This window comes from Prochlorococcus sp. MIT 1323, from assembly GCF_047304905.1.
Lineage (GTDB): Bacteria > Cyanobacteriota > Cyanobacteriia > PCC-6307 > Cyanobiaceae > Prochlorococcus > Prochlorococcus marinus_D.
In genome coordinates this window covers 1,471,151-1,493,559 of the sequence record NZ_CP138973.1, presented here as the reverse complement: position 1 = coordinate 1,493,559, position 22,409 = coordinate 1,471,151, and the positions used below count along the sequence as shown (strand labels likewise).

Annotated in this window: 20 protein-coding genes, 1 tRNA gene and 1 pseudogene; 11 read left to right on the top strand and 11 right to left on the bottom strand. The window is 53.9% G+C overall.

Going from position 1 to position 22,409, the window contains the following annotated elements; all coding sequences use genetic code 11:
* The first annotated feature begins 6 nt into the window (after window positions 1-6).
* Window positions 7-1,311: a SufS family cysteine desulfurase gene (locus SIB68_RS07410; protein ID WP_063399209.1), complete on the top strand. Its 1,305-nt coding sequence runs from the start codon at window positions 7-9 to the stop codon at window positions 1,309-1,311.
* Here SIB68_RS07410 and SIB68_RS07405 read toward each other — a convergent pair.
* Window positions 1,308-3,266 carry an alpha/beta hydrolase family protein gene (locus tag SIB68_RS07405; RefSeq protein WP_063399194.1) on the bottom strand — a complete coding sequence of 653 codons (1,959 nt, stop codon included), beginning with the start codon at window positions 3,264-3,266 and terminating at the stop codon, window positions 1,308-1,310. The two genes, SIB68_RS07410 and SIB68_RS07405, sit on opposite strands and share 4 nt — an antisense overlap.
* Window positions 3,267-3,332: 66 nt before the next feature.
* On the opposite strand from SIB68_RS07405, the gene def reads away from it, so the two are divergent.
* Window positions 3,333-3,938 (top strand): peptide deformylase, encoded by a 606-nt coding sequence (gene def, locus SIB68_RS07400; protein ID WP_063399193.1) that lies wholly within the window; start codon window positions 3,333-3,335, stop codon window positions 3,936-3,938.
* 267 nt (window positions 3,939-4,205) lie between these two features.
* Window positions 4,206-4,919, top strand: coding sequence for a DUF3747 domain-containing protein (locus SIB68_RS07395; RefSeq protein WP_063399208.1), 714 nt, complete (start codon window positions 4,206-4,208; stop codon window positions 4,917-4,919).
* Window positions 4,920-5,436: 517 nt separating this feature from the next.
* Here SIB68_RS07395 and SIB68_RS07390 read toward each other — a convergent pair.
* Window positions 5,437-7,000: pseudogene (locus SIB68_RS07390) on the bottom strand (YifB family Mg chelatase-like AAA ATPase).
* Between the two features lie 61 nt (window positions 7,001-7,061).
* On the opposite strand from SIB68_RS07390, the gene SIB68_RS07385 reads away from it, so the two are divergent.
* The 3 genes from SIB68_RS07385 to SIB68_RS07375 all read left to right on the top strand — a co-directional run bounded on the left by SIB68_RS07385 (window position 7,062) and on the right by SIB68_RS07375 (window position 9,714).
* Window positions 7,062-7,403 carry a histidine triad nucleotide-binding protein gene (locus tag SIB68_RS07385; protein WP_063399192.1) on the top strand — a complete coding sequence of 114 codons (342 nt, stop codon included), beginning with the start codon at window positions 7,062-7,064 and terminating at the stop codon, window positions 7,401-7,403.
* A gap of 25 nt (window positions 7,404-7,428) precedes the next feature.
* Window positions 7,429-9,432 carry an ABC transporter ATP-binding protein/permease gene (locus SIB68_RS07380; protein WP_063399191.1) on the top strand — a complete coding sequence of 668 codons (2,004 nt, stop codon included), beginning with the start codon at window positions 7,429-7,431 and terminating at the stop codon, window positions 9,430-9,432.
* Between the two features lie 123 nt (window positions 9,433-9,555).
* On the top strand, window positions 9,556-9,714 hold the full coding sequence (locus tag SIB68_RS07375; RefSeq protein WP_063399207.1) for a chlorophyll a/b-binding protein: 159 nt from the start codon (window positions 9,556-9,558) through the stop codon (window positions 9,712-9,714).
* 17 nt (window positions 9,715-9,731) lie between these two features.
* Here SIB68_RS07375 and SIB68_RS07370 read toward each other — a convergent pair whose 3' ends face one another.
* The 4 genes from SIB68_RS07370 to psbX all read right to left on the bottom strand — a co-directional run bounded on the left by SIB68_RS07370 (window position 9,732) and on the right by psbX (window position 11,984).
* Window positions 9,732-10,238 (bottom strand): hypothetical protein, encoded by a 507-nt coding sequence (locus tag SIB68_RS07370; RefSeq protein WP_063399190.1) that lies wholly within the window; start codon window positions 10,236-10,238, stop codon window positions 9,732-9,734.
* Window positions 10,235-10,741, bottom strand: coding sequence for a hypothetical protein (locus SIB68_RS07365; RefSeq protein WP_155724868.1), 507 nt, complete (start codon window positions 10,739-10,741; stop codon window positions 10,235-10,237). The genes SIB68_RS07370 and SIB68_RS07365 overlap by 4 nt, the downstream gene beginning before the upstream one ends.
* A 38-nt stretch (window positions 10,742-10,779) precedes the next feature.
* Window positions 10,780-11,760 (bottom strand): Ycf66 family protein, encoded by a 981-nt coding sequence (locus SIB68_RS07360; RefSeq protein WP_063399188.1) that lies wholly within the window; start codon window positions 11,758-11,760, stop codon window positions 10,780-10,782.
* 104 nt (window positions 11,761-11,864) lie between these two features.
* Window positions 11,865-11,984, bottom strand: a complete 120-nt coding sequence (gene psbX, locus SIB68_RS07355; RefSeq protein WP_011130957.1) for a photosystem II reaction center X protein — start codon at window positions 11,982-11,984, stop codon at window positions 11,865-11,867.
* Window positions 11,985-12,072: 88 nt separating this feature from the next.
* Here psbX and SIB68_RS07350 point away from each other — a divergent pair, with 88 nt between their 5' ends.
* Complete coding sequence (locus tag SIB68_RS07350) at window positions 12,073-12,393, top strand: YggT family protein (protein WP_063399206.1); 321 nt, start codon at window positions 12,073-12,075, stop codon at window positions 12,391-12,393.
* 17 nt (window positions 12,394-12,410) lie between these two features.
* On the opposite strand, the gene accC is transcribed toward SIB68_RS07350, so the two are convergent.
* Window positions 12,411-13,757, bottom strand: a complete 1,347-nt coding sequence (accC, locus tag SIB68_RS07345; protein WP_063399205.1) for an acetyl-CoA carboxylase biotin carboxylase subunit — start codon at window positions 13,755-13,757, stop codon at window positions 12,411-12,413.
* A gap of 123 nt (window positions 13,758-13,880) precedes the next feature.
* Here accC and SIB68_RS07340 point away from each other — a divergent pair.
* The 3 genes from SIB68_RS07340 to msrB all read left to right on the top strand — a co-directional run bounded on the left by SIB68_RS07340 (window position 13,881) and on the right by msrB (window position 15,762).
* Window positions 13,881-13,962 (top strand) — tRNA-Leu (locus SIB68_RS07340).
* A 15-nt stretch (window positions 13,963-13,977) separates the two neighbouring features.
* A complete protein-coding gene (locus SIB68_RS07335; protein ID WP_063399187.1) occupies window positions 13,978-15,279 on the top strand; it encodes a hypothetical protein in 1,302 nt (433 codons plus the stop codon).
* 48 nt (window positions 15,280-15,327) lie between these two features.
* Window positions 15,328-15,762, top strand: coding sequence for a peptide-methionine (R)-S-oxide reductase MsrB (gene msrB, locus SIB68_RS07330; protein ID WP_063399186.1), 435 nt, complete (start codon window positions 15,328-15,330; stop codon window positions 15,760-15,762).
* A 13-nt stretch (window positions 15,763-15,775) separates the two neighbouring features.
* On the opposite strand, the gene SIB68_RS07325 is transcribed toward msrB, so the two are convergent.
* From SIB68_RS07325 to SIB68_RS07315, 3 genes are all read right to left on the bottom strand, one after another.
* Window positions 15,776-16,885 (bottom strand): PRC-barrel domain-containing protein, encoded by a 1,110-nt coding sequence (locus SIB68_RS07325; RefSeq protein ID WP_063399185.1) that lies wholly within the window; start codon window positions 16,883-16,885, stop codon window positions 15,776-15,778.
* Window positions 16,886-16,946: 61 nt separating this feature from the next.
* The gene (gene smc / locus SIB68_RS07320) at window positions 16,947-20,555 is read right to left on the bottom strand and encodes a chromosome segregation protein SMC (protein ID WP_063399184.1); all 3,609 of its coding nucleotides are present in this window, start codon (window positions 20,553-20,555) and stop codon (window positions 16,947-16,949) included.
* A 51-nt stretch (window positions 20,556-20,606) separates the two neighbouring features.
* Window positions 20,607-20,963 (bottom strand): hypothetical protein, encoded by a 357-nt coding sequence (locus SIB68_RS07315; protein WP_063399183.1) that lies wholly within the window; start codon window positions 20,961-20,963, stop codon window positions 20,607-20,609.
* Window positions 20,964-21,353: 390 nt separating this feature from the next.
* Between SIB68_RS07315 and SIB68_RS07310 the strand changes: the two genes are divergently transcribed.
* Window positions 21,354-21,569 carry a Nif11-like leader peptide family natural product precursor gene (locus SIB68_RS07310; protein ID WP_063399182.1) on the top strand — a complete coding sequence of 72 codons (216 nt, stop codon included), beginning with the start codon at window positions 21,354-21,356 and terminating at the stop codon, window positions 21,567-21,569.
* 504 nt (window positions 21,570-22,073) lie between these two features.
* On the opposite strand, the gene SIB68_RS07305 is transcribed toward SIB68_RS07310, so the two are convergent.
* Window positions 22,074-22,241: a hypothetical protein gene (locus tag SIB68_RS07305; protein ID WP_155724867.1), complete on the bottom strand. Its 168-nt coding sequence runs from the start codon at window positions 22,239-22,241 to the stop codon at window positions 22,074-22,076.
* Window positions 22,242-22,409: the final 168 nt, after the last annotated feature.

Sequence of the window (22,409 nt, the reverse complement as noted above, 5' to 3'; positions counted from 1 at the left end):
CCGATCATGACCTCTCCCGTTAGTTCAGAGCAGAGCATGCCTTTGGCAATGGCAGCTGTAGAAACTTCAGCGAACCTGGCAGAGTTCACGCGAGCGGATTTCCCGCTACTAGGCCAGACCGCCTGCTTAGGTCAGCCCTTGATTTACATGGACCATGCGGCGACAAGTCAGAAGCCACGGCAGGTGCTGGATGCCTTACAGCATTACTACGACCATGACAACGCCAATGTGCACCGTGGTGCCCATCAGTTGAGTGTTCGTGCAACCGAGGATTTTGAACGAGCACGTCAGAAGGTGGCTGATTTCATCGCTGCCTCAAGCGCGCGGGAAATCGTTTTCACAAGGAATGCGAGTGAGGCGATCAACCTGGTGGCTCGCACTTGGGGAGATGCCAACCTCCATGAAGGTGACGAGGTGCTACTCACCTTGATGGAGCATCACAGCAACATTGTTCCTTGGCAGATGCTTGCCAAGCGAACAGGTTGCGTGCTGCGCTTTGTCGACCTCACCGATTGCGGGGAGCTTGATTTAAACGATCTTCGGCACAAACTCTCCGAGCGAACTCGTTTGGTCAGCCTGGCTCACTTGAGCAATGTGCTGGGCTGTTTTAACCCGATCTCTGAGGTCACTGCAGAGGCTCATCGCTTTGGTTCTCTGGTGTTGCTGGATGCTTGCCAGAGCTTGCCACATATGCCTGTTGATGTGTCTCGGCTTGGATGTGACTTTCTCGTGGGTTCTTCCCACAAATTGTGTGGTCCTACCGGGATGGGTTTTCTTTGGGCTCGAGAGGATTTGCTTGATGCCATGCCGCCTTTCCTCGGAGGTGGCGAAATGATTCAGGATGTCTATCTCGACCACAGCAGCTGGGCTGATCTGCCCTACAAGTTTGAAGCAGGTACCCCTGCTATTGGGGAAGCGATTGGTATGGGCGTTGCTCTCGACTACTTGAACCAGGTTGGCTTAGATCGTATTCACGCTTGGGAGCAGCAGCTCACGCTGCAATTGTTTGATCGCCTCCAAGCCATTGATGGGTTGACGATTCTGGGCCCAACTCCTCAGCAGGAGCCTAATCGGGCGGTCCTGGCGGCTTTCACGGTGGATGGCTTGCATCCCAATGATATTGGTGCCCTGCTTGATTCAGCAGGGATCTGTATTCGTAGTGGCCACCACTGCACCCAGCCTTTGCATCGTCACTATGGGATCCCTGGATCAGCTCGTGCCAGCTTGAGCTTCACCAACACACCAGAAGAAGTCGATCGTTTTGCTGAGGAATTGGTTGCGACGATTGGCTTCTTAAGAGAGCACAGCTAGAGCTTTAGGTGGCGGCGGAAGAATTGCTCAGTTGCTTCTAAGACTTTGATCTTGACAGCACTGTCGCGAAAGCCGTGGCCTTCCTGCTCAAAAATGTGCAGTTCAACTGGTATGCCATTTTCTTTTAAGGCATTGGCCATCCGTTCTGTTTGATCTGGAGGAACCACTTTGTCTTGAAGTCCCTGAAAGAAGATCACTGGGCATTGGATCTTGTTGGCATGCAGGAGAGGTGAGCGGTTTTCGTAAAGTTGTCTTTGGTCGGGCCAACGGCCTACCAGGTGATCGAGGTATCGAGCTTCAAATCGATGGGTGTCCTCTGCCATGGCGGTGAGATCACTTACTGCATAACGGCAGGCAGCAGCGCGAAATACATCGGTGAAGCAAAGGCAGGCCAGGGTGGTAAATCCACCGGCACTGCCTCCTTCAATGGCGATTTGTGTTGGGTTTGCCTTGTTGCATTTCACTAGTGCCAGTGCGGCTTCGGCGCAATCCGTTACGTCTGTTTTGCCCCAGCCTCCCCGGAGGCGTTCGCGGTATGCACGGCCAAATCCAGTGGAGCCGCCATAGTTCACATCCACCACTCCCCAGCCTCTGGATGTCCAGAACTGAATGCTGAGGCTTAGACCGCGGTTGGCCATGCTGGTAGGGCCGCTATGGCTTTTGACAAGAAGTGGCGCAGGGCCTTTGCTGCCATTGATTGGCGGGTAATACCAGGCATGGGTTGCCTGCCCATGGCAGCCTTCAAACCAGATAGGCTCCGCAACGCTGATCGCATCAGCATTCAGTAAAGGCTCACTGGCTGGGGTGTGCTTCCAGCTGCCACAGTTGAGGTTGAGCTCTAGTAGCCCAGGGCTCGTGGTGGCATTGCTAGCGATGGCTACGGCTCGACCTTCCTGTGCCTGCAGACCATTTAGATCATCAAAAGGTTGGTTGATGGTGCTGATCTGTCCATCATCGGCCAAGCGGCTCAGCCTCCAAGAACCTTGGTCACAGATGGCGGTCAGAATTTGCTCTCCATCCCATGCGCTGCTGCTCATGCCATAAACCCACTGCGGCATGCCGGTTTCGGCTGAAAGCGGCCAGGGGCGTCGCCAAGTGGGTTGGACAGTGGGGTCAATCGTCAGCTTTGCCACCATCAGATTCCACCAGCCGCTGCAGTCTTCGCTGACAACCAGCTCTCCATTGGGTAGCCAAAGGGGCTGGAAGACGGATGTTTGTTTGCGATCAAGTGGTCTGCTACCAGCTAGACAAGCCGAGCTTTTGATCAAACCCGCAGGGTCGAGGCTGGCCCACCAGAGTTGGCTTGCCTCCCAGGGCATGGCCGGTTGTTGCCATTCCACCCAGGCCAGTTGATCTCCATTGGGGCTGAGGATCGCGTAACCAGCAAAATCAGCAGGGCGATGCAACACCGTGGCAGCCTGGTTCTCATGGTTGAGGGAGAAGGTCACCAGCCAGTCCCGCTTGTCTGCTTCCATGATTCCGAGCCAGCGCTGTCGTGGGAGGTCAATCAGACCATCAGCAAGTTGGGTATCGTTTGGTTTTGAGAGGCGAAGCGGCGGCTTGAGCGGAGATAATGCCTTCTTACCTTTTGAGGCCTGGTTGAGGCCCTGCCAGCGCTGGAACCAGAGGCAGCCATCGGCATCATCGATCCAGGCCATCAGGAGCTGGTTGTCTTGGCAGGCTGTTGCTAGAACCCCTCCTCCGTAATCGTGAATACGACTACGCAGATTGGCTGGGGCAGGTGTCAGCTCTTGGGGGGGGTGGTCAGATTGACCCCAGGGACGGATAAGGGCAGTGGTGCGACCATTCTCCTGAGGACGTTGCTCCAGCCAAAGCACCCAGTCATCAATCAGGCGCGGTTCTTTGAGGGTGGGTGTTTGTCCGAGAGCGCTTTTGGCAGAAAGAGGTTGAGTGGTTTGCTTCGGGTTTCGCTGGTGATGGCTTGTGCTTTCCATGGCGGTTTGGGGTCTGATGTGCGGTGGAGTTGCCTAAACTCACTGAACTGATGCTGAGACTTTTCTTTGGCTCGAAGCTTCGCTCAGCTGGCACGTACGGCCGAAAAAACCAAGGGGTCTGTTGCAGTCCCGAAGGAGTCGCTTGATCATCCGCCTCTTCAAATTCACACTTTGGGCAATGGGGTTTTGCGGCAATCCACTCGTCGGATTGGCAAGGTTGATGAATCTGTTAGGGACTTGGTGAGGGACATGCTTCGCAGCATGTACGCAGCTAAGGGGATTGGTTTGGCTGCCCCGCAGGTGGGAATTCATAAACAGCTCTTGGTCCTTGACCTTGATCTGGAAACCCCTACAACCCCGCCAGTGGTGTTGATTAATCCCGAGATCATTAGCTCCAGTGCAACTGTTGAAACCTATGAGGAAGGCTGTCTGAGCATCCCAGGCGTTTATCTCAATGTGGTGCGGCCTAGTGAGATCGTGCTCAGTTTTCGCGATGAGATGGGACGACCACGCAAAATGAAGGCCGACGGCCTGATGGCTCGCTGCATCCAGCACGAGATGGATCACCTTGAAGGTGTCCTTTTTGTAGACAGGGTCACCGATGAGAATGAGCTCAGCCTTGAGTTAAAGGAGCATGGCTTCAAGCGGGCTGATGTTCGTCCGCTGGTTTGAATGCTTTGGCTGAAGCCTTTGAGGATGCTTCCCTTGACGGTTTCTTATGTGTTTGGCGTCGCGCTTTGATTCGTTCTTTCTTTGTCTTGCTTTGTAGCGCTTGAAATCCATCTCTTGTGGCGTTAGCGACTGGCAAGCTTCTGCTGGTTGCAGCTTTAGGCATGGTGGATTCACTGTTGGTCATGATTCGACTCAACAAACCGGCCTGAGGGGGCAGCCGATTGCTCGGCAGACTTTTACGATTCGATCAGAATCTTGCAGGCCTTGATGGCTCGTTATTTCCCCTCTGCAGTTGCTCTGGTCCTGGTAGGTGCGACGGGCCTGACTGGATGGTCGTCATCTGTCCAGGCGCAGGGATCTCTCTTTACAGCAGCCCCTGTTGAGCAGAGCCGATTCATTTTGGTGGGTGCCCCGATTGGCAAGGGTGAAAGGTCGCAGTTGAATATCTACGAACAACGCAGTAGCAAACGAGCCTGTTTTGCAGTCGATGGAAGCTTGCCGGCTGTTGTTGATCCTCTGCTTGCGAGATTTGATTTCACCGGGATTTGCAATCGATACATTGACGGCAATGGGTATTCGTTGCGGATAGGGGGCGATGACCTAGGAACTCACTATCGCTTGAGTGTGGTAAGGACTGATGGGGATATGCATTTGTTAGCTATCCCCACTAGGGATACCTCTAGTCCAGCCCTGATCGTGGCCAGGGCTGGTGGGGCTGGGGTCTCTAGCAGTGATTTCCTTAAGTTGAACTTCGAGCCTGGTTGGCAATTGATGCGTCGCCAATATGGGGAACGTACGCTTGGCCATCTGTATGTGTTCAGCGAAACTTGGCCTGGAAGTTCAGATGAAGGCGTCACGGCAGAGGAAGTCGTAGGTAAGGAAGTCGTTGAGGAGGTAATTGTTGAGGAGGTAGTCGTTGAGGAGGCAACTGTTGAAGAAAGAACCCCTGAGACCTCAACTGTTGAACCTCTTGATCGATAAGTAGATTTAGCTTGTTACTCTGCCTGGCTAAAAATTTGTTGCTTGCTCAATGAACTAAGTCATTGTTGGAGAGAATTGGCGAAGTTGACTTGTCGGCACCGTTTTAGAGTCAAGTATCTAAGAGCATGGCCTTTACTGGTCTAAAGAGTGCCTTTCGCCACGAAACTTCTGCGGAGAATGATATTCGTAACAATCGGAAATATGCTAGCCACAGTGCATTCCATTGGCGTGAGTTTTGGTAGGTTGAGTGATTTTTATAAGTTGATTTGGGGTGGTTGCCTGTTGAAATTACTCGCATCCTGATTGCCTGTTATGACGTAACTAAAATCAGTTCAACGGTCTCTTCGCTATGGTGCACATTGTTAATGGCTTGTGTAAATAAATGGTTTGCCTATGGGCTTGAATATAGCTTGAATGATCTTGGCGAAGATTAATGATCAACTCCATCTGATTCGATTTTAGCGTTGTAGGAATAAGCTTGATACGGATGATTGCTGAAGGCGAAGGCGAAGGGGGCTTAGCTGGCGAAATCTTCTTTGGCATCGCCACAATCAAAACTACGGAAACACATTGTTTCCGCTATCGCATTTTTATTGACTTTGTCTTGATCATGAAGATCGGCCAGAGATCTAGCGACTCTAAGAACCCTTAGACCGCTGCGGGCACTGAGTCTGCGGTGATTCACAACTTGTTCCCAGAGCTCTAGAGCCTTTTCATCCAGCTGGCCGATTTGCCCTAAATCCTGGGCTGAGAGGTCACGATTGAGCTTGCCATCAGGATTACGAACAAACATCCGCGCGCGCGCGCAAGATCTGCTCGATGCCTATTAACTCTTGATCCTTGAGATCAGTGGGAGTGAAGCCGGTAACCGATTTGCGCAGCTGAGCTGCCGGTAGGTGCTTGAGACGCAGTTGTAGATCCAGGCGATCCAATAAGGGGCCAGAGAGGCGGCTCCAATACCGCTGGCGTTGGGATTGGCTACAGCGGCAAGGATGCTCTTCATCTCCAAACCACCCGCATGGGCAGGGATTGCTTGCTGCTACAAGGGTGATTTGAGCAGGGAAGGCACATGTCTGCCTGGCTCGATTCAGACGAATGACTCCTTCCTCGAGTGGTTGTCGAAGTTGGTCGAGAACTTTGCGTGGAAATTCAGCTAGTTCATCGAGAAACAACACACCACCATGGGCGAGGCTTAGTTCTCCTGGCCTGGGGTTTGCACCGCCTCCAACGAGTGCAGCAATCGTGCAACTGTGATGGGGAGCCCGGAAGGGTCGCTGTTGTATTAACTGGGGAGTGCTCTTCAGCATTCCTGCTACAGAGTGAATACTGGTGATTTCCAAGGCCTCTTGGCGCGTGAGCGGCGGCAGCAGCTGGGCTAAATGTTGAGCCAAAAGGGTTTTCCCACAGCCAGGTGGCCCCACCATCAGGAGGTGATGGCCCCCGGCGGCAGCCAAGGCAAGGGCTTTATGGCCCAAGGCGCAATCAAGCAGTGGATGAAGTTGATCGTTTGGTCTGCGCGTGATTTTTGCCGTGACGGCCGCTTTGGAGATGTGTTGAGGTGCTAGTGGCTGGGGTTGGTGCAATAGATCCACAACCTCGCTGAGGGAATGAGCAGCTCGTACTGTTAAGCCAGGCACAAGGCTTGCTTCTGCGGCATTGGCTGATGGCACCACTAGCGCTCGTACGTTTTGCGCGGCGGCCAGGTTGGCGATGGCAAGGATTCCTCTGCAGGGCCGCAAGCTGCCATCGAGTCCGAGTTCTCCAGCGCAGCAGAGATTGGCAAGTAACGGACCATCCAGCTAGCCACTGGCTACCAATAGGGCCAGGGCGATAGGGAGATCAAAAGAAGGTCCCTCTTTACGAAGATCGGCAGGAGCCAGGTTCACCACGACTCGCACGAGTGGCCCGCGAAAGCCACTGTTGCGGAGTGCTGATCGCACTCGCTCACGAGATTCCTGTATGGCGGCGTCGGGTAGCCCTACCAGTTGCAGCCCTGGCAGCCCAGGTAATAGATCCACTTCCACGGTGACGGCTAGGGCCTCAATGCCATGCAGAGAACCACTCAGGCAACGTGCCAGCATTTGTAATCAGACGGTGCATGGATTTCATGCCCAAGCCGTCCCATCCTCAGACTGTGACTCAATGGCTGGTGACACTATTTTTGGCCAGATGCTTCGCGGTGAGATTCCTTGTGATGAGGTTTATAGCGATGAGAGATGTCTGGCTTTTCGCGATATTCAGCCTCAGGCCCCGGTTCATTTGCTGGTGATCCCCCGCAAGCCGCTGGAAAGCCTGCGGGCTGCTGATTCCACGGACTCGGAGTTGCTGGGGCATTTGCTGCTGGTGGCAGCCAGGGTGGCCAAGCAGGAGGGCCTTGATGACTTTCGCACCGTGATCAATAGTGGTCTTGAGGCAGGGCAGACCGTTTTTCATCTTCATGTTCATGTGATAGGTGGCCGTCCGCTGGCCTGGCCTCCCGGTTGAGGCTTGAACTGGCAAGAATGACGCCATGACAACCACCAACAGCAAGGGAACTTCCAAGGGGCTTTCTAGCCAGCTCGGCAAGCTGCAACGACTAGCGCAGCCTTACTTCCTTCCAGTTGAGGAAACTCGCACTTGGCAATTCCTGTTGCTGGTGATTGCTCTGCTAGTACTGGTAGTCGGCGTCACCTTGCTGTTGTTGACGGGAGCTTTAGCTCTCAGTGGTGAGCTGATCCCTGCCATGCAGGATCGATTCCTCCCAGGCGTGCCGGAGCGGCTGGCATCGATTTGGGACGGATGGATTGGGCCGCTGCTCATCGGTCTCATGATGTTGGGCGCTGGATGTTTCATCGCCTTACGCGGCAAGCTCCGCGAAGGACGTTGGTTGCCTTGGCTGCTGCTGGGCGTGATCTCGTTAATGATTCTGGTGATTAACGGAATCAACGTTGGCATCAGTTTCGTTGCTCGCAATGTGGACAACACCTTGGTTGCTTATGACCGGGATGGTTTTTGGAAGATTGTTGCTATTTATGCTTTTTGTTTGGTATTGGCGCTTCCTATACGTGCCTTTCAGAGTTATCTGATTCCCAAGCTTGGGCTGATGTGGAGAGAATGGCTTAGTGGCCGGCTGCTGATGCGCTACCTTTCTAATCGTGCTTACTATATTCTTAACCCAAATGATGAATCTTCGCCTGAAATTGATAATCCTGACCAGCGAATTTCTGATGATACTCGTAGTTTTACTGGGACAAGCTTGAGTGTTCTGGTGGAGGTAATCTCTGCTCTTCTTACATTCGTGAGTTTTATTATTGTCTTATGGAATATAAATGGGAATCTGGCTTTACTGTTGCTTGCTTATTCAGTGATTGGAACGTCATTAATCGTTTTTGCCAGTCGACGTTTGGTGGCTCTGAATTATCAGCAGTTGAAGTTGGAGGCTGATTTCAGATATGGCTTGGTTCATATAAGAGATAATGCTGAGTCGATTGCATTTTATGGTGGTGAAGCTCAGGAGGGTGTCGAGGCTAATAGGCGTCTCGATGGGGCTATAAGGAATTACGACAGGTTGATTATTTGGGAAGCCCTGATTAGCGTTATCCAGCGCTCTTATGATTACTTCTCGCGCTTTCTTCCCTGGCTGGTGATCGCACCGATCTATTTTGCTAGAGAGGTTGATTTTGGTGTATTTGGGCAAGCCAGCATTGCCTTTTCCCAGGTTTTATTTTCCGTGAGTTATATCGTTAATAACATCGATCGGCTTGCTGCTTTCTCGGCCAGTATTTCTCGACTAGAGGGGTTTCAGGGTCGGGTAGAAGAGATTGGTGCACGCAATGAAGATGGGTTGCCTGGTAAGCCCAAGGTGTCAAATGTGGTTGGCGGAAATCGACTTCTGCTTAGTCACGTGAATCTCACGCCGCCTGGCAGCGACAGGATGCTGATCCGAGATCTCAGTCTCAGCCTCGAGGAGCAGCAGCGTCTGCTGGTGGTAGGTCCATCGGGCTGCGGAAAAACATCCTTCCTGCGCCTTGTCAGTGGGCTCTGGCCTGGTTCTGGTGATGGTGAATTGCAGCGACCAGCTGCTGGGGAACTTTTATTCATCCCTCAGAAGCCCTACATGCTGCTAGGTACATTGCGCGAGCAGCTTTGTTATCCAGCTGAGGAGGATCGTTTCAGCGATGATCAATTGAAAGCAGTTTTGGAGGAGGTCAAGCTTGATCAGATGATTGAGCGCTATCCCAATCTTGATGTCAAACAAGATTGGCCGCGGATCCTTTCTCTTGGAGAACAGCAGCGCCTGGCTTTTGGGCGGCTGCTATTGAATGCGCCTCGTTTTGTTGTTCTTGATGAAGCTACGAGTGCTTTGGATGTCAAGCTCGAAAAGCATCTCTACAAGCTGCTAAAGGATCGTGATTTGGCTGTCATCAGTGTCGGTCACCGTCCTACTCTGATCGAATTCCACGACTCCGTGCTGCAACTTGTGGGAGATGGAAGCTGGCGTTTGATCCCTTCCGCAAGCTATGACTTTGATTGATCCTGAGCAGGTTTGATGACCTCAACAAAGCAAAACCTTCCAGGCGATCAGGACCTTCCAAGCGAACAGGCTGTCTTCGAGGGATCCGAGCAGGGTTCTGAAAGTTCAGAGGTCCAGCCACCCATCAATAGTGCGACTACGGGAGATCCCCCCGCTTTTGGTTGGAGTGCCTATGCAGAACGGGTCAATGGGCGTTTCGCGATGATTGGATTGGCCGCTGTGCTGCTCATCGAAGTGGTGAGTCACGACACCTTCGTGCATTGGGCCGGTTTGGTGTCCTGAGTGATTGGGTTGTCTAATCAGCTTGGCAAACGGATTAGGTCCACATCCCAACGACCATCTCGGCTGACTTGAACTGCTAGAAGTCGACCCTTGCCATCCAGAATCACATGGCGAGGGATCCCTTTGGCGCTGAGTTCAAGCAGATGAACAGTACCCATACTGCGGTAATAGAGCAACAGTTCGGTTTGGTCGTCACGCTGTCTTACAAGCGCCAGGCGTTCGCCATTGGCATTCACGCTCACACTGATTGGCTGAGCATCAGGTCGATTCAGGCCTGGAAGTAGTACTGGTCTACGGCTTCGTAGGTTGATCAATTCAATTCTTTCTTTTCCTTGATGGTTGGCCAGAGTGGCCAACCAACGATTGCCAAGGGCCGGGTGGCGACGACTGTTAGCGGATTGGAGCAGTGAGCGATTGATGCTTTGGAGTGGCCTCAATGCTTCTCTTCCGCAAGCAACCAGCCCAAAGCAAATAAGCAGAGTGACAAGCCAACTCGGCAGATCTCGTAAGAGCCCATATTTCAAGGTCTACCCTCTTGAGTTGGAGTTGAGCGCTTCTGCCCTCTAATTTGATCTGGTTCAAGGATTTGGGATAGATCGAAGAGCTCGACGCGCCAATGGCCCTGATCGGCTACTTGCAGAGCTAACTGGCGTGCATCTGGTGACAGGCTGAGGCTCACAGGATCTCTCCCCCCCGGTAGGGGAAGCGGGTGGATTCTTCCGGTTAGACGGTCTTCAATGATCGTTAGGCGACGATTGCCTTTTTGCGTGATCACTGCCAGATAACGTCCATTCCAGCTCAGGGAGGGAGAACTGTGAGGTTGGTGACGGGAGAAATGGCGTAGTGGCAGGATTTTTCCGTCTCTAAGATCACGGAGCTGAACGGTTGGCCGGCCTCGCTGATCGACGATCACTGCCAGCATTTCGCCATTGCCGCTGAGGGCAGGGTCTTGCTGGCTGCGCTGAAGCAGGCCACCTGGTGCTCTCTCAATCGAATTGATGCAGCTCCCAAGGCCCAGGCACCCCAAAAGCAGGATCAGTTGCTGCAGGTTGTTGGCAATGGGCTTCAGTCGTCAAAACGGGAACTGTTGTCGCGTGGTCTTGAACTTCGCGGAGCTGAGCGTCTTGGCTCAGGCATTGATGATGAAGGAGGCGCGGCTTCTGTTCTGGTGGCTGAGGGATTGCCTTGGGGTCGGGAGGGTTTTGATGCTGTGGGCCTGGATCCCGTCGACCTGGACTTTGCAGGAGAGTAGGCCGCATCTTCAGCCTCGGGACGAATCTGAGACCCCTGAGGTACACCAGGTTTTCTTGATGAGGCGTAGACCCCTCTAGTCGTAGGCCTTGGCTCGTTGCTTAATTGGGTTCGATTGGTGGTTTGTTGATTGGCTGAGGGACGGCTGCCCCGGCGCTGATCTTGGCGAACATTGCGCCGTTCTCCAAAGTCAGGACGATTGTTTTGTTCATCATCCTGGCGGCCGAATCGGGCCATGCGACGAGAGCGTTCTGAGTCTTCGCCCCAGGACTCTTCCTCCTTGTTGCGGCGACGGCTGGCTGCTTGTTCTGGTATTGCAGCTCTTGTGGTTCTGCGAGGTCGGTATAAGTCTTCTTGAGGGCGATCAGCATCGTCGTTGTCTCGACTGGAGAAGCGTCTTCGAACTGGTTGGGGTTCCTCAAAGCGGTCGTAGGGTTCATCCCAGCCACCCCTTAGGCCACCGCCTCGACCCTGGTTGATAGGCGGGGCTGGTTCATCATCGAAATAGGAGGAACGCCGAGCCCCCTCGACAGCTACGCCTCTCAACCTGACACTTTCGTAGGCGAAAAACATTGTGGTTCCGGCTAGCAGGAACACGCCGAACTGCAGGATCGGATCTAGGCGCCACCCCTGAAAAAAGAAAACTCCTCCACAAAGGAGGCCGATGGCTGCGAAAAAGACGTCGTAGTCGCGTGCTAAGGCAGGCTTGAACGATCGCATGAAATACAGCAGAGCACCGCCTACTGCAAGCACGATTCCAACAATGCTGCCCCAGTTAAGACTGGCATTGACCACAATTGCGCCCCCTGAAAACGCCTGAACAGAAGGTTGAAAACCAACCTCGTTGGGCTCAGTCTACGAAGTGCGCCAAGGGTGCTTTGAAGTTTCGGTCAACCCGATCACTTGCGATACATCTGGTCGTTTTGACTGATCAACACAAGGGCAACGGCAGCTGGTATTACCACGATTACTGCGGCCCAAACGAGGCTGCTTAGATAATTGGCGAGAGAAGCGGTCATAGCAGTGGTTCTGACTTGGGCGAGGCCATCATGATCTTAATGATCAGGGGTGACTTTCTACGATGGAACTGCTGATGCTTTGAGCTTTGTGACACCAGTTCTGCTTCAAGCGTTGCCAACGCTGCATCTGGTTCTGGCCTTTGCGCTTGCGTTTTGGACGCTGACATTTATCTTTCGGATCGTGCTCTCTTGGTATCCCCAGGTGAAGCTCAGCGAGGGGTTTTGGCCTTTGGTGAGTTGGCCTACGGAGCCTCTTTTGGCGATGACCCGCCGTGTGGTGGCTCCCATTGGTGGAGTGGATGTCACTCCCGTGATATGGGCTGGATTGATTAGTTTGTTGAGGGAGTTGTTGGTTGGCCAGCAAGGACTGCTCTCTCAGATGCTGCTTAAGAGCCAGGCCATTGCTTGAGATTGAGCGAAGGAATTTCAGTCGAGCATGTCCTGTTCGACAAATTTGGTGTGAACATCTCCTCTCAGAAATTCTTCCCGATTGAGCAGTTCGAGATGGAATGCAACTGTTGTGGGGATGCCTGTGACAGCACATTCATTGAGTGCTCTTTTCATTCGTTTGAGTGCCGCGTCTCGGTTATGCCCCCAGGCGATCACCTTGCCAATCAATGAATCGTAGAAAGGCGGTATGTCGTAGCCGGTATAGACGTGGCTGTCGATGCGTACTCCTGGTCCTCCTGGTGGTAACCAGCCTGTGATTTGCCCTGGTGACGGGCGGAAGTTGTGGGTGGAGTCTTCAGCATTGATTCGACACTCGATGGCATGGCCTCTTAGTTGGATGTCCTCTTGTTTGATGCTGATGGGATCGCCTCCGGCGATGTGCAGTTGTTCTGCGATCAAATCAATGCCTGTCACCATTTCTGTGACGGGATGCTCAACCTGAATACGGGTGTTCATTTCCATGAAGTAAAAGTCACCCTTGCGATCAAGGAGGAATTCCACGGTTCCAGCGCCTTCGTAGTTGATGCTCCTTGCGGCGGCCACCGCAGCCTCACCCATGCGCAGGCGTAATTCGGGGGTGAGGGCTGGGCTGGGGGATTCTTCCAACAGTTTTTGATGACGTCGCTGAATGGAGCAGTCACGCTCGCCGAGGTGGATGACGTTGCCGTGTCGATCCGACAGGATCTGCACTTCGACGTGACGGGGCCGGTCAATGAATTTCTCCATGTAGAGCCCAGGATTGCCGAAGGCTGCTTCGGCCTCTCCTTGGGCGGCCTTGAAGAGGTTTTCCAGTTGGTCTGGCGTGGTGACCAGGCGCATGCCGCGGCCACCCCCACCTGCGGTGGCTTTGATCATCACTGGGTAGCCCATTCCCTTCGCCAGCTCAGCTGCTTCTTCTGGACTGGCGAGCAAGCCCTCGCTACCTGGCACAGTCGGAACACCGACTTGTTGCATGGTCGCCTTAGCGGTCGACTTGTCTCCCATGGAGCGGATTGCATGGGGTGAAGGACCGACAAAGGTGATGCCATGGTCACGACAGATTTCGGCGAATCGATCGTTTTCGGCTAGAAATCCATAGCCAGGATGAATTGCATCGACCCCGCGGGAGGTTGCAGCCGCGAGGATATTGGGGACATTGAGATAGCTCTTGCTGCTAGGGGCCTCGCCAACGCAGACGGCTTCATCAGCAAGTTGAACATGCAGCGCATTGCGATCCACTGTGCTGTAAACAGCCACTGTGGGGATATTCAGCTCTCTGCAGCTACGCAGAATTCTGAGGGCAATTTCGCCGCGGTTGGCGATCAGCACCTTGCCGATGGTCATCCCGCAGTAATCAGGCTTTGGGCGGATCGTATCAGCGCTCCTTGCCAGGCCACTTTGCAAAACGTTGGACCATTGGCCGGTATGATCCTCCATCGACGAAGCCCGCGAGGTTGAGTCGGCCACGCGGATGTGGTGGAATTGGTAGACACGCACGTTTGAGGGGCGTGTGGCTTCGGCCTTGCGAGTTCAAGTCTCGCCATCCGCATTTTTTCCTTACAACTTGACCTCACTCCCTCCAGCTGTCATTCCGGACACTTCGCTGGCGGTTGTTCTGGTTTCCAATGGTCCAGGGGAACTAGCGACTTGGGTTAGGCCCATTGCTGAGAGCTTGCATCGCAGCATTTTGATGCGTCCTCGCGCTGCAAGCTCGCCTATTGACCTGAGGCTGGTGTTGGTGCCTTGCCCGAATGCCACAGGACAGGAGGCTGATGCGGCTAGGCGATGGATTCAGTTTGAGCAGATCACGCCAGCAAATCAGTTTTGGAATTTGTTGTTCTTTCCCCGACGCTATGGGCCGTGGCCTCGCCAAGGAGTGGTCGTTTTCCTGGGTGGAGATCAGTTCTGGAGCGTGCTTCTTTCAGGCCGCTTGGGCTACCGCCATCTCACCTACGCCGAGTGGGTGGCCCGCTGGCCTCGTTGGAATGACTGCATTGCTGCGATGTCTCCCAAAGTGCGGGATCAGCTGCCACGTCGTTTCCGGGACCGTTGCACTGTGGTGGGAGACCTGATGGCGGATTTGTCTTGTCTTGCAAGAGCTGAAGCTCCGCTGCCACAAGGCGACTGGGTGGCTTTATTGCCGGGGTCTAAACGGGCCAAGCTCTGCGTGGGTGTTCCTTTCCTTTTGGAGGCGGCTGATCAATTGGCTCGGCTGCGACCTGGATGTCGGTTTTTGCTTCCTGTTGCACCCACCACAAGCGTGAAGGAGTTGGAAAGCTTTATGAGTTCGAGCAATCCGATTGCTGCTGCCTATCGCTCAGCCATTGCCATGGTCAGGCCAGCTGAGCTTGATCAGCCTTGGCGAAGATTGATCACCAGGGCCGGCACGGTCATCTATCTCCAAGAGGACCATCCTGCGCATGGTCCCTTGAGCCAATGTGATTTAGCTCTCACCACTGTGGGGGCAAATACGGCCGAATTGGGGGCGCTTGGTTTGCCAATGATTGTGATCGTGCCCACCCAGCATTTGGCTGTGATGCAGGCATGGGATGGCTGGATTGGTTTGCTGGCTAGGCTCCCTGGATTGCGTTGGTGCATTGGTGTCTTGCTCAGTGCATGGCGGCTGCGTCGCCATGGATTCCTGGCTTGGCCCAATATTTCTGCTGGACGCATGGTGGTTCCGGAGCGAGTGGGCTCAATTTCGCCACAGGACATTGCTCATGAGGCGTCAGCTTGGCTGGAATCTCCTGAACGGCTCAGGGGGCTGCGCGAGGATCTGCGCAGCCTGCGTGGGCAACCTGGGGCTGTGTCTGCTCTGGTTCAGCAGGTGCGTCGTTTGCTGCCGAAAGCTCTCGGTGCTTTTTAGATTCGAAGGCTGTTTAGGGTCTTGCAGGTCCTCTTTCTTTTCCCTTCCATGTCCAGGTCTGATTCCTCCGCTTCCGATTCAGTGGATTGGATCAAGCTCAGCCCTGAAGAATGGCAGGCCAGGTTGACTCGTGAGCAGTATCAGGTTGCCCGTAAGGGAGGCACAGAACGAGCATTTACAGGTGCTTATTGGAACCACAAGGCAGCAGGGATGTATTGCTGTGTCTGTTGTGGAGCTCCACTCTTCAGCTCAGCGACAAAATTCGATTCAGGCACTGGTTGGCCGAGCTTTTCGGATGGAGTCAAGGCAGGTGCGATTACCACCCATCGGGACACGAGTCATGGAATGGAGCGTACTGAGATCAACTGTGCTCGTTGTGGGGCTCATCTGGGCCATGTCTTTAACGACGGACCAGCCCCTACCGGTCAGAGGTACTGCGTGAACAGCGCTTCGCTTGATTTTTCCGAGGAGGTAGAGGTTTGATTTGAATCGAAGGTCACCAAGGGTCGTCCAGTTCGGTGCCATGACGTCGCTGTGGGGTCTCCTCTACTTCTGCATCTCGGTCTCCGCCAGCTTGATCACGTCCTGAAAAGTCGAGGGGCTCAACATCAAGAGGATCACCAAGGCTCTGAACAGGTCGACGTGAGGCTGGTCTTGGTCTCTGGGGTTGTTGATCTTCAAAGGTTCGTCTTGGTTCATAGGCAGCTGATTCTTCGAAGACTGGCCTTTGTTCATAGGCAGGAGGTTCTTCGAAGGTCATTCTTTCTTCTCTGTCATTGCGGTAGCGCGTTGGGGAGCTTGAGGGTGTTTCATCGAGATAGCGCTGTTGGGGGAGGACTTCCTGTTGACGCTCTTCAAGTTCAACGTATTCAAGTTCTTCTTCCGGCTCAAAGGTTTGAGTGGTGGAAGGTTGGAGCCGGCGCTGTTCCTGTTCAGTGGGCTGTCCTGAGTTGAGCTGGTTTTCCACTGGCACAAGATTCATCCTGTAGCGCTCTCGCTCCTGTTCTTCCCAGCTGGGGCCGCCAACTCCGAGTTTTTCGAGGAAGCCGCTATTCAGTTGCTTGAGCTTCTCTTCTGCGCCTTCATAGACAATGATCCTGTCTGCGCCGCTGCTGACCACCTCGTCTACCGGCATCTCCCAGGTACTCAAGACCCCTTCACCCAATAAGGGCACACCGATTGCTCCAATCACCAGGGTGGTGAGTTCTCCTGTTTCGATGTCGAAGGAGAACCCCAGGACTCTGCCTAGTTGCTGGCCAGATTCTGTGATCACTTGGCAGTTGATCACTCGGCTGTAGCGATCTGGGGTGAAACCCTCTTTGAGTGAGTCAGAGGAATCCACGAGGATGACGTCCCCCACCTGACGGATCCGATCAAGTGGCATCCAACGTGGGAGGCCGGGAAGGTATCGCGTTAGGGGATTGTCTCGCAGGCCTAGGGCCACCACTTCGCGGCGATCAATGTCGACCACGACTTCTCCCACGACGCCGAGACGACGTCCGGTATCACGGGTGATCACGTGGGTCCCCATGAGCTCGGAGCGCAGCCAGAGGCGGTCGCTAGGAACTTTGTCCAGTGGATCGTTCAGGGATGAGTTTGTCGTCAAACGCAGGCCCTCAACAGGGGGCGAATCGAGTCATTTTGACTCAAGGGCTTGAGGAAACAGCTCACGCTGCATTGGGTAATCCCACGACTTGAGTGTGAGCCCCACGGGCCTGGGTTACCCCAATGGTGCGGTTGGAGGCGCCGATCATTGGTCGGCGGTGGCTCACAACCATGAACTGGGCTTGTTCTGCTTGGCGGGCGATCAGAGCTGCAAGGCGTTCAACATTCACCCCATCAAGGAAACTGTCTACTTCATCGAGGGCATAGAAGGGAGAGGGGCGGAAGCGCTGAAGAGCAAACAGAAAGCTGAGCGCCGTAAGCGATTTTTCTCCACCAGACATAGCCGCAAGGCGTCTCACTGCTTTGCCTTTTGGATGTGCTACCAGGGTGAGGCCGCCTTCGAGGGGGTCGTCAGGGTTGTCGAGTTGCAGGTGGCCATCGCCCTCAGAGAGGCTGGCGAAGATGTCACGAAAATGACCATCAACTGCTTCAAAAGCTTCCATGAAGGCTTCCTGACGAAGAGTGGCGACGGTCTCGATGCGGAGCAGGAGTTCTTCTCGCTCCTGGGAGAGAACCTCAAGCCTTTCGACCAGATCCCCGAGGCGTTGTTCGAGTTGTTCGAGTTCTTCAAGGGCCAGCATGTTCACTGGTTCCAGGGCTTCCATACGGCTTTGAAGCTTCTGCAGATCGGCTTGAAGGGCCTCAAGTCCTGCGCTGCGAAGCTCTGCGGGGATCTCCGGGGGAGGGTCTGGCAAGGCTTGTTGGAGTTCTTTGAGTCGGAGTCCGCCGCTGCGAAGCTCTTCGGCAAGGGCTTGGCGATCCTGTCGGAGGCGTTCCAGGTTCCACTGGGCCTCTTGTAGGCCTTGGCGCTGGTTTGCTACTTCTGCTTCAGCAGCATCCCTGGCGCGCCGTTGTTCGCCAAAGCGAGTCTGTAGGTCTTGTTGTTGGCTTTCTAGTGTTTGTCTTCGCGTTTGCAGTTCTTGCTGCTGGTCACGCCATTGAGCATGGGCAGTTGCCAGCGCCTGGACAGCTTCCTGCAGTCTTTTTTCCTCAGCCTCCAGGCCCTTTTGTTGATCGCTTAGGCGTTCGAGGGCGAGGTGGCGATGCTGCTGGGCAGTTAGCAATTGATCCCGATTCGTTCTGGCTGTCCCAAGTGCGTCATCGGCGGTTTCAAGATCCGCTTGTAATCGTTGCCAGGTCTCTGCATCGCCATCCGCTTGGGCTTCCTGCTCATGTTGTTCAAGTTGCTGCAGTTCAAGGGTGAGGGGAGAGAGCTTTTCGATGAGAGCGTTCAGTCGTTGCTGCTGTTGTTCTTGATGAGCTTGTAGCTCCTTTACTTTTTGAGAGCGTTGATGACGTCTTTCCATCAAGGGGCCATGGGACCGGCGGGCTGCGCTTCGTTCGGCTTCCAGAGCGGCTTGGCGCTGTTCAAGATTCCTGAGGCAGGGGCGAGCTTCCTCGAGAACTTGGCTGAGGAGAGATTCCTCTCTGCGGCAGGCCACTAAGGTTTCTCCAAGTTCAAGCAGCCTGCGGCGTAGGGGTTCGGCCTCATCTCCCTCGTTGCTGCTACCAAAGCTAAGGCTGTTGCTACGACCGGAAAAACTGCCGCCTGTCATGGCACCGCTCTTCTCTAGCAGTTCTCCATCAAGAGTTACGGCTCGAGTTCGTCCCAACTGCAGCCGGGCAGATTTCAGGTTGCCAAAGACCAAAGTTTCGCCGAAGACGTAGGCAAAAACCTCGGCATAAATGGGCTCAAAACGAACCAGCTCAAAGGCTTTGCCGATCAGGCCAGTGCTGCTATCAGCGTTGTCAGGCTTTCGGCCTCGCATGAGGGCGCTATTGCTGCTAGCTGCAGGTGCTTTGATGCGATTGAGAGGCAAGAAGGTGAGCCGGCCGGCTCGCCTTCTTTTGAGCAGTTCGATGGCTTTGGCGGCAATGCGATCGTCGTCTACGACGACTTGAGCGAGTCGTGCACCCGCAGCGACTTCCAAAGCAAGTCGGTGGCGATCGTCTACCTCCCCAAGTTGGGCAACGGGGCCGTGGATGCCTTCCAGACCGGCTTCAAGCAGCAGCCTTAGAGCTCCAGTGCCACGACTCTCCTGCAGGGTCTCGCGACGACTCTCTAGCCGGGCGATCTCTTTTTCCAAGCGGGTTTGTTCTTGCTCTAGTCGACTGCGGGTCCGTTGCTGCACTGCCAGGGCTTCAGCGGCTTGCTGAACCTGCTCTTTCTTGTCGCTGATGTTCTGGAGGAGTGTCTGCCATTCCTGTTCGAGTTGATCCAGTTGTTTCTTTACCTGCTGGTCTTCGGTGCCGTCACGCTGCTGCTCTGCTTCGAGTTCCACGCGCCGCTCTTCGTCTTGTCGCAGGCGTTCTTGAAGTTGTTGTTGCTCCTGCTGCAGTGGTGTAAGGGTGGATTGAAGTTCCTGACGGCGAGAGCTGCGCTGCCGTTGTTGCTCAAGCCAAGCACCAGAGCGGCCGGCAACGTCTCCAAGGCGGCGACGGGAGACCTCTACAGCGGCTTCGGCATCTCTGCAGTTCTTTTCAGCATCTTCTAAGGCCGTGCGATGGGGATCTTCGGTCTGACTGTGAGCCTCCTGTTGCAGTTGATTGCGGCGGTTGCTTAGGTTTTGGCGAACGCCTTGGAGGCGCTGACCTTCATGTTGGTGTTGCTCTGCTTGGCGCTCGAGTTCACGAGCCTGGGTTCCCAATCCCGCCAGTTCGGCTTGCACCGCTAGCAACTGGTCTTCGCCGAGGGCCTTCACGTTCTCTTGCAGAGTCTTCAGGTTGGCGGCGGCCTTGGCGAGCTTTTCTTCGGCCTCTTGGAGGTTCGCAGCGTCGCGTACCTCTTGCTCCCCAAGCTGTTGCTGTCGGGCTTGAAGATCACGCAAACCTTGCTGGGCTGTTTCAAAGGCCAGCATCAGTTCCTGTTGCCGACCCAATTGAAGTTGCTGCCGGAGTTCCTGGTAGGTGCGGGCTTTAGCGCAGTCTCGTTCCAGGCGTTGCCGTGTGGTCAGCAGTTCCTGTTCCACGATCCGGCAGCGTTCCTGCCGCTCTTGAACATCATCGAGCTTGGCGCGAGTTTGTTCGATGCGGCTGTCGAAGAGTGCTACACCAGCCAGTTCGTCGATCAGGCCGCGGCGATCGCGGTTACTCATCGAGACGATGCGGGTCACATCACCCTGCATCACAACATTGCTGCCTTCTGGGTCGATCCTCAGTCGGCGCAGCTGGGTTTGAAGTTGCTGCAGGTTACAGGGTTCGCCATCGGCGCTGTAGCTCGTGCTGTAGGAGCCGCCAGGCATGACCCGCAGACGGCGGGTGACGGTCCACTCTTTTTGATCAGCTTTGATCCAAGGACCTTCCTCTGGTGGCTCCAGACCTGCCTCGGCTGGATCGGGCTGCCAGTCGCTGAGGTCGAAGCGCACGCTCACCACGGTTTCAGCTGCCTTGCCTGCTCGAAGGATTCGGCTGTTGACAAGATCAGGCAGTCGATCTGCTCTCATACCCCTGCTTGTGGCAAGACCAAGGCAGAAGAGAACGCCGTCGAGGATGTTGCTCTTGCCCGAACCGTTGGGGCCTGTGACGACTGTGAAGCCCTCTTCGAGGGGGATGGTCATCGACCCCCCGAAGGACTTGAACTGCGTAAGCCCAACCTGATTGATGTGAACCAACAGGTTGCACGGGCTCTCAGCAAGCCAAGTTTACCGAATTTTCTTTGAAGCTCAAGGGTTGCTGCCCGGTTCGGATCTGATCCGGCAGAGCCTGTGCTCGATCTCCAAGTGCCCCTTCAGATCAGTGCTTTGCAGGCGCACACTCAAGCGATCTTCACAGTTGATCGGCAGAGAGCCGCTGAACAGTCCGCCGACGATGCGTTTAGCCCAACCGCGTCCTCCTGAGACGGCGGCGTCATGATGGTCCAGCCAAGCCAGCCGATGGACTTTGAGAGGAATGGCTTCTACCGCTGGACCATCTAATCGTGGGATCTGCGGCAATCGCCAGGTTCGACATGAAGGGCCGTCTTCCAAGAGCAAATCAAAATGACATCCGAGCGGATCGTTCGGCGCTCCACGATGTTCCAATAGGACGAATCTATTCAGAGAGAAAACCCTAATTGCAATATCTTAGTTGAATCAGTAATAGGAATAGAGCTAGTATTAATCAGCACTGTATTGATGTTTGAGATCTTTAATGGCTCGCATCCCTCTGTTCTTCGTAAGAGCAGAAGTGCAATTGATCAGTACTAATGATTGATGTTGTACTCGCGGCTGCGCATATAGGTTCTCTATTGTATCCACCATATTAACCAGCGATCACATTGCCTGCCCATGCTTTGGCATGGGATTTGGGCTCATTTAAGTAAGGTCTCTTTGAAAAGGATGCTCAAAATGCCTTGCCCTGTAAAACGTGATCTTTTCAGCATCGCAGGATGGTTTTGAATATCATGGCCTGAAGCCTTTGTTCTCTAAATTTTGTCCCTCGAGCAACTCCGAGCCTTTCTTGTCAAAATGCAGGATGATGCTGACCTGCGCCAGCAGGTCTTAAGTGCTTCTACGGCGGATGAGGTAGCAAATCTTGCTAGCGGCCTTGGTTATGAATTTTCAGGTGACGAGCTTCTTCGTATCTCTGGACAAAAGGTGGACCGAGTGACTGTTAGAAAACAGGACGTGCCTGGAGAATATAATTAATGTTTTCTTGGAAGACTTGTTGATTTGATCTGAGGCCTAATTTTGAGAAGGAGAGTAGAAGTTTAGGGATAAGTTGCATTGTTATAAGGCTCTAGAATTATCATTTTTGGATGGAACTTTGGCATTCCTTCGCTTGGCCTAGCATCTCTTTGTTTTTCTACTACCTTTTGCATCTCCTTTGCTTCCGCTAAAACTTGGCAAAACTCCAGAAGGATCTCTGCCGAGATTGCCAGCCACGCGGATTGATCTAAAGGAGATCATCATCATGTTGCCAGAGGTCAGCTCATGGGCTTGAGTAAACTGGTGTATTTGCTAGACGTTCTTTGAACACGATCAAGAGCTAGCAAGGATGTTTCAGTCTGCTTGGTGTGGGGTGCAAAAGATATAGGGCTATCGATCCGCTTGATTAAGTGGTTATAGACAGCAAGCAAATATTGGAGTTGATTCGAGGCAAGTCTGGCTCATCGATGCAGGCAAGATTGTCGTGCTGGTGGAGTATATATTTTAGCTCGAGATTCCTTCAGATAGCTCATTAGAGGTTGGTGAGGTGAAGCCAAGGCGCGCCAGGCTTAGTTCAAGCTCTTGGATGCTGATTTGCTGCCGGATGCGCTCTAGGCGAGGAGGAACGATAGGTTGCAAAGTCCCTGGACGTTCAGCTACAGAATTGCTCATAGACTCCATCAATGCAGAGTTGTGATCATGTAGGAGTTGTAACGCACTAGATCTGGAGATGGTAGTAGCTATAGCTACACCATATCTGGCAAGTTGAGCGAAAGCTTTGTTAGAGGAGCCGTTCTGGAAAGGGCGATTCGTTTAAAGGGGTAGTGCTCAGGATGCTTT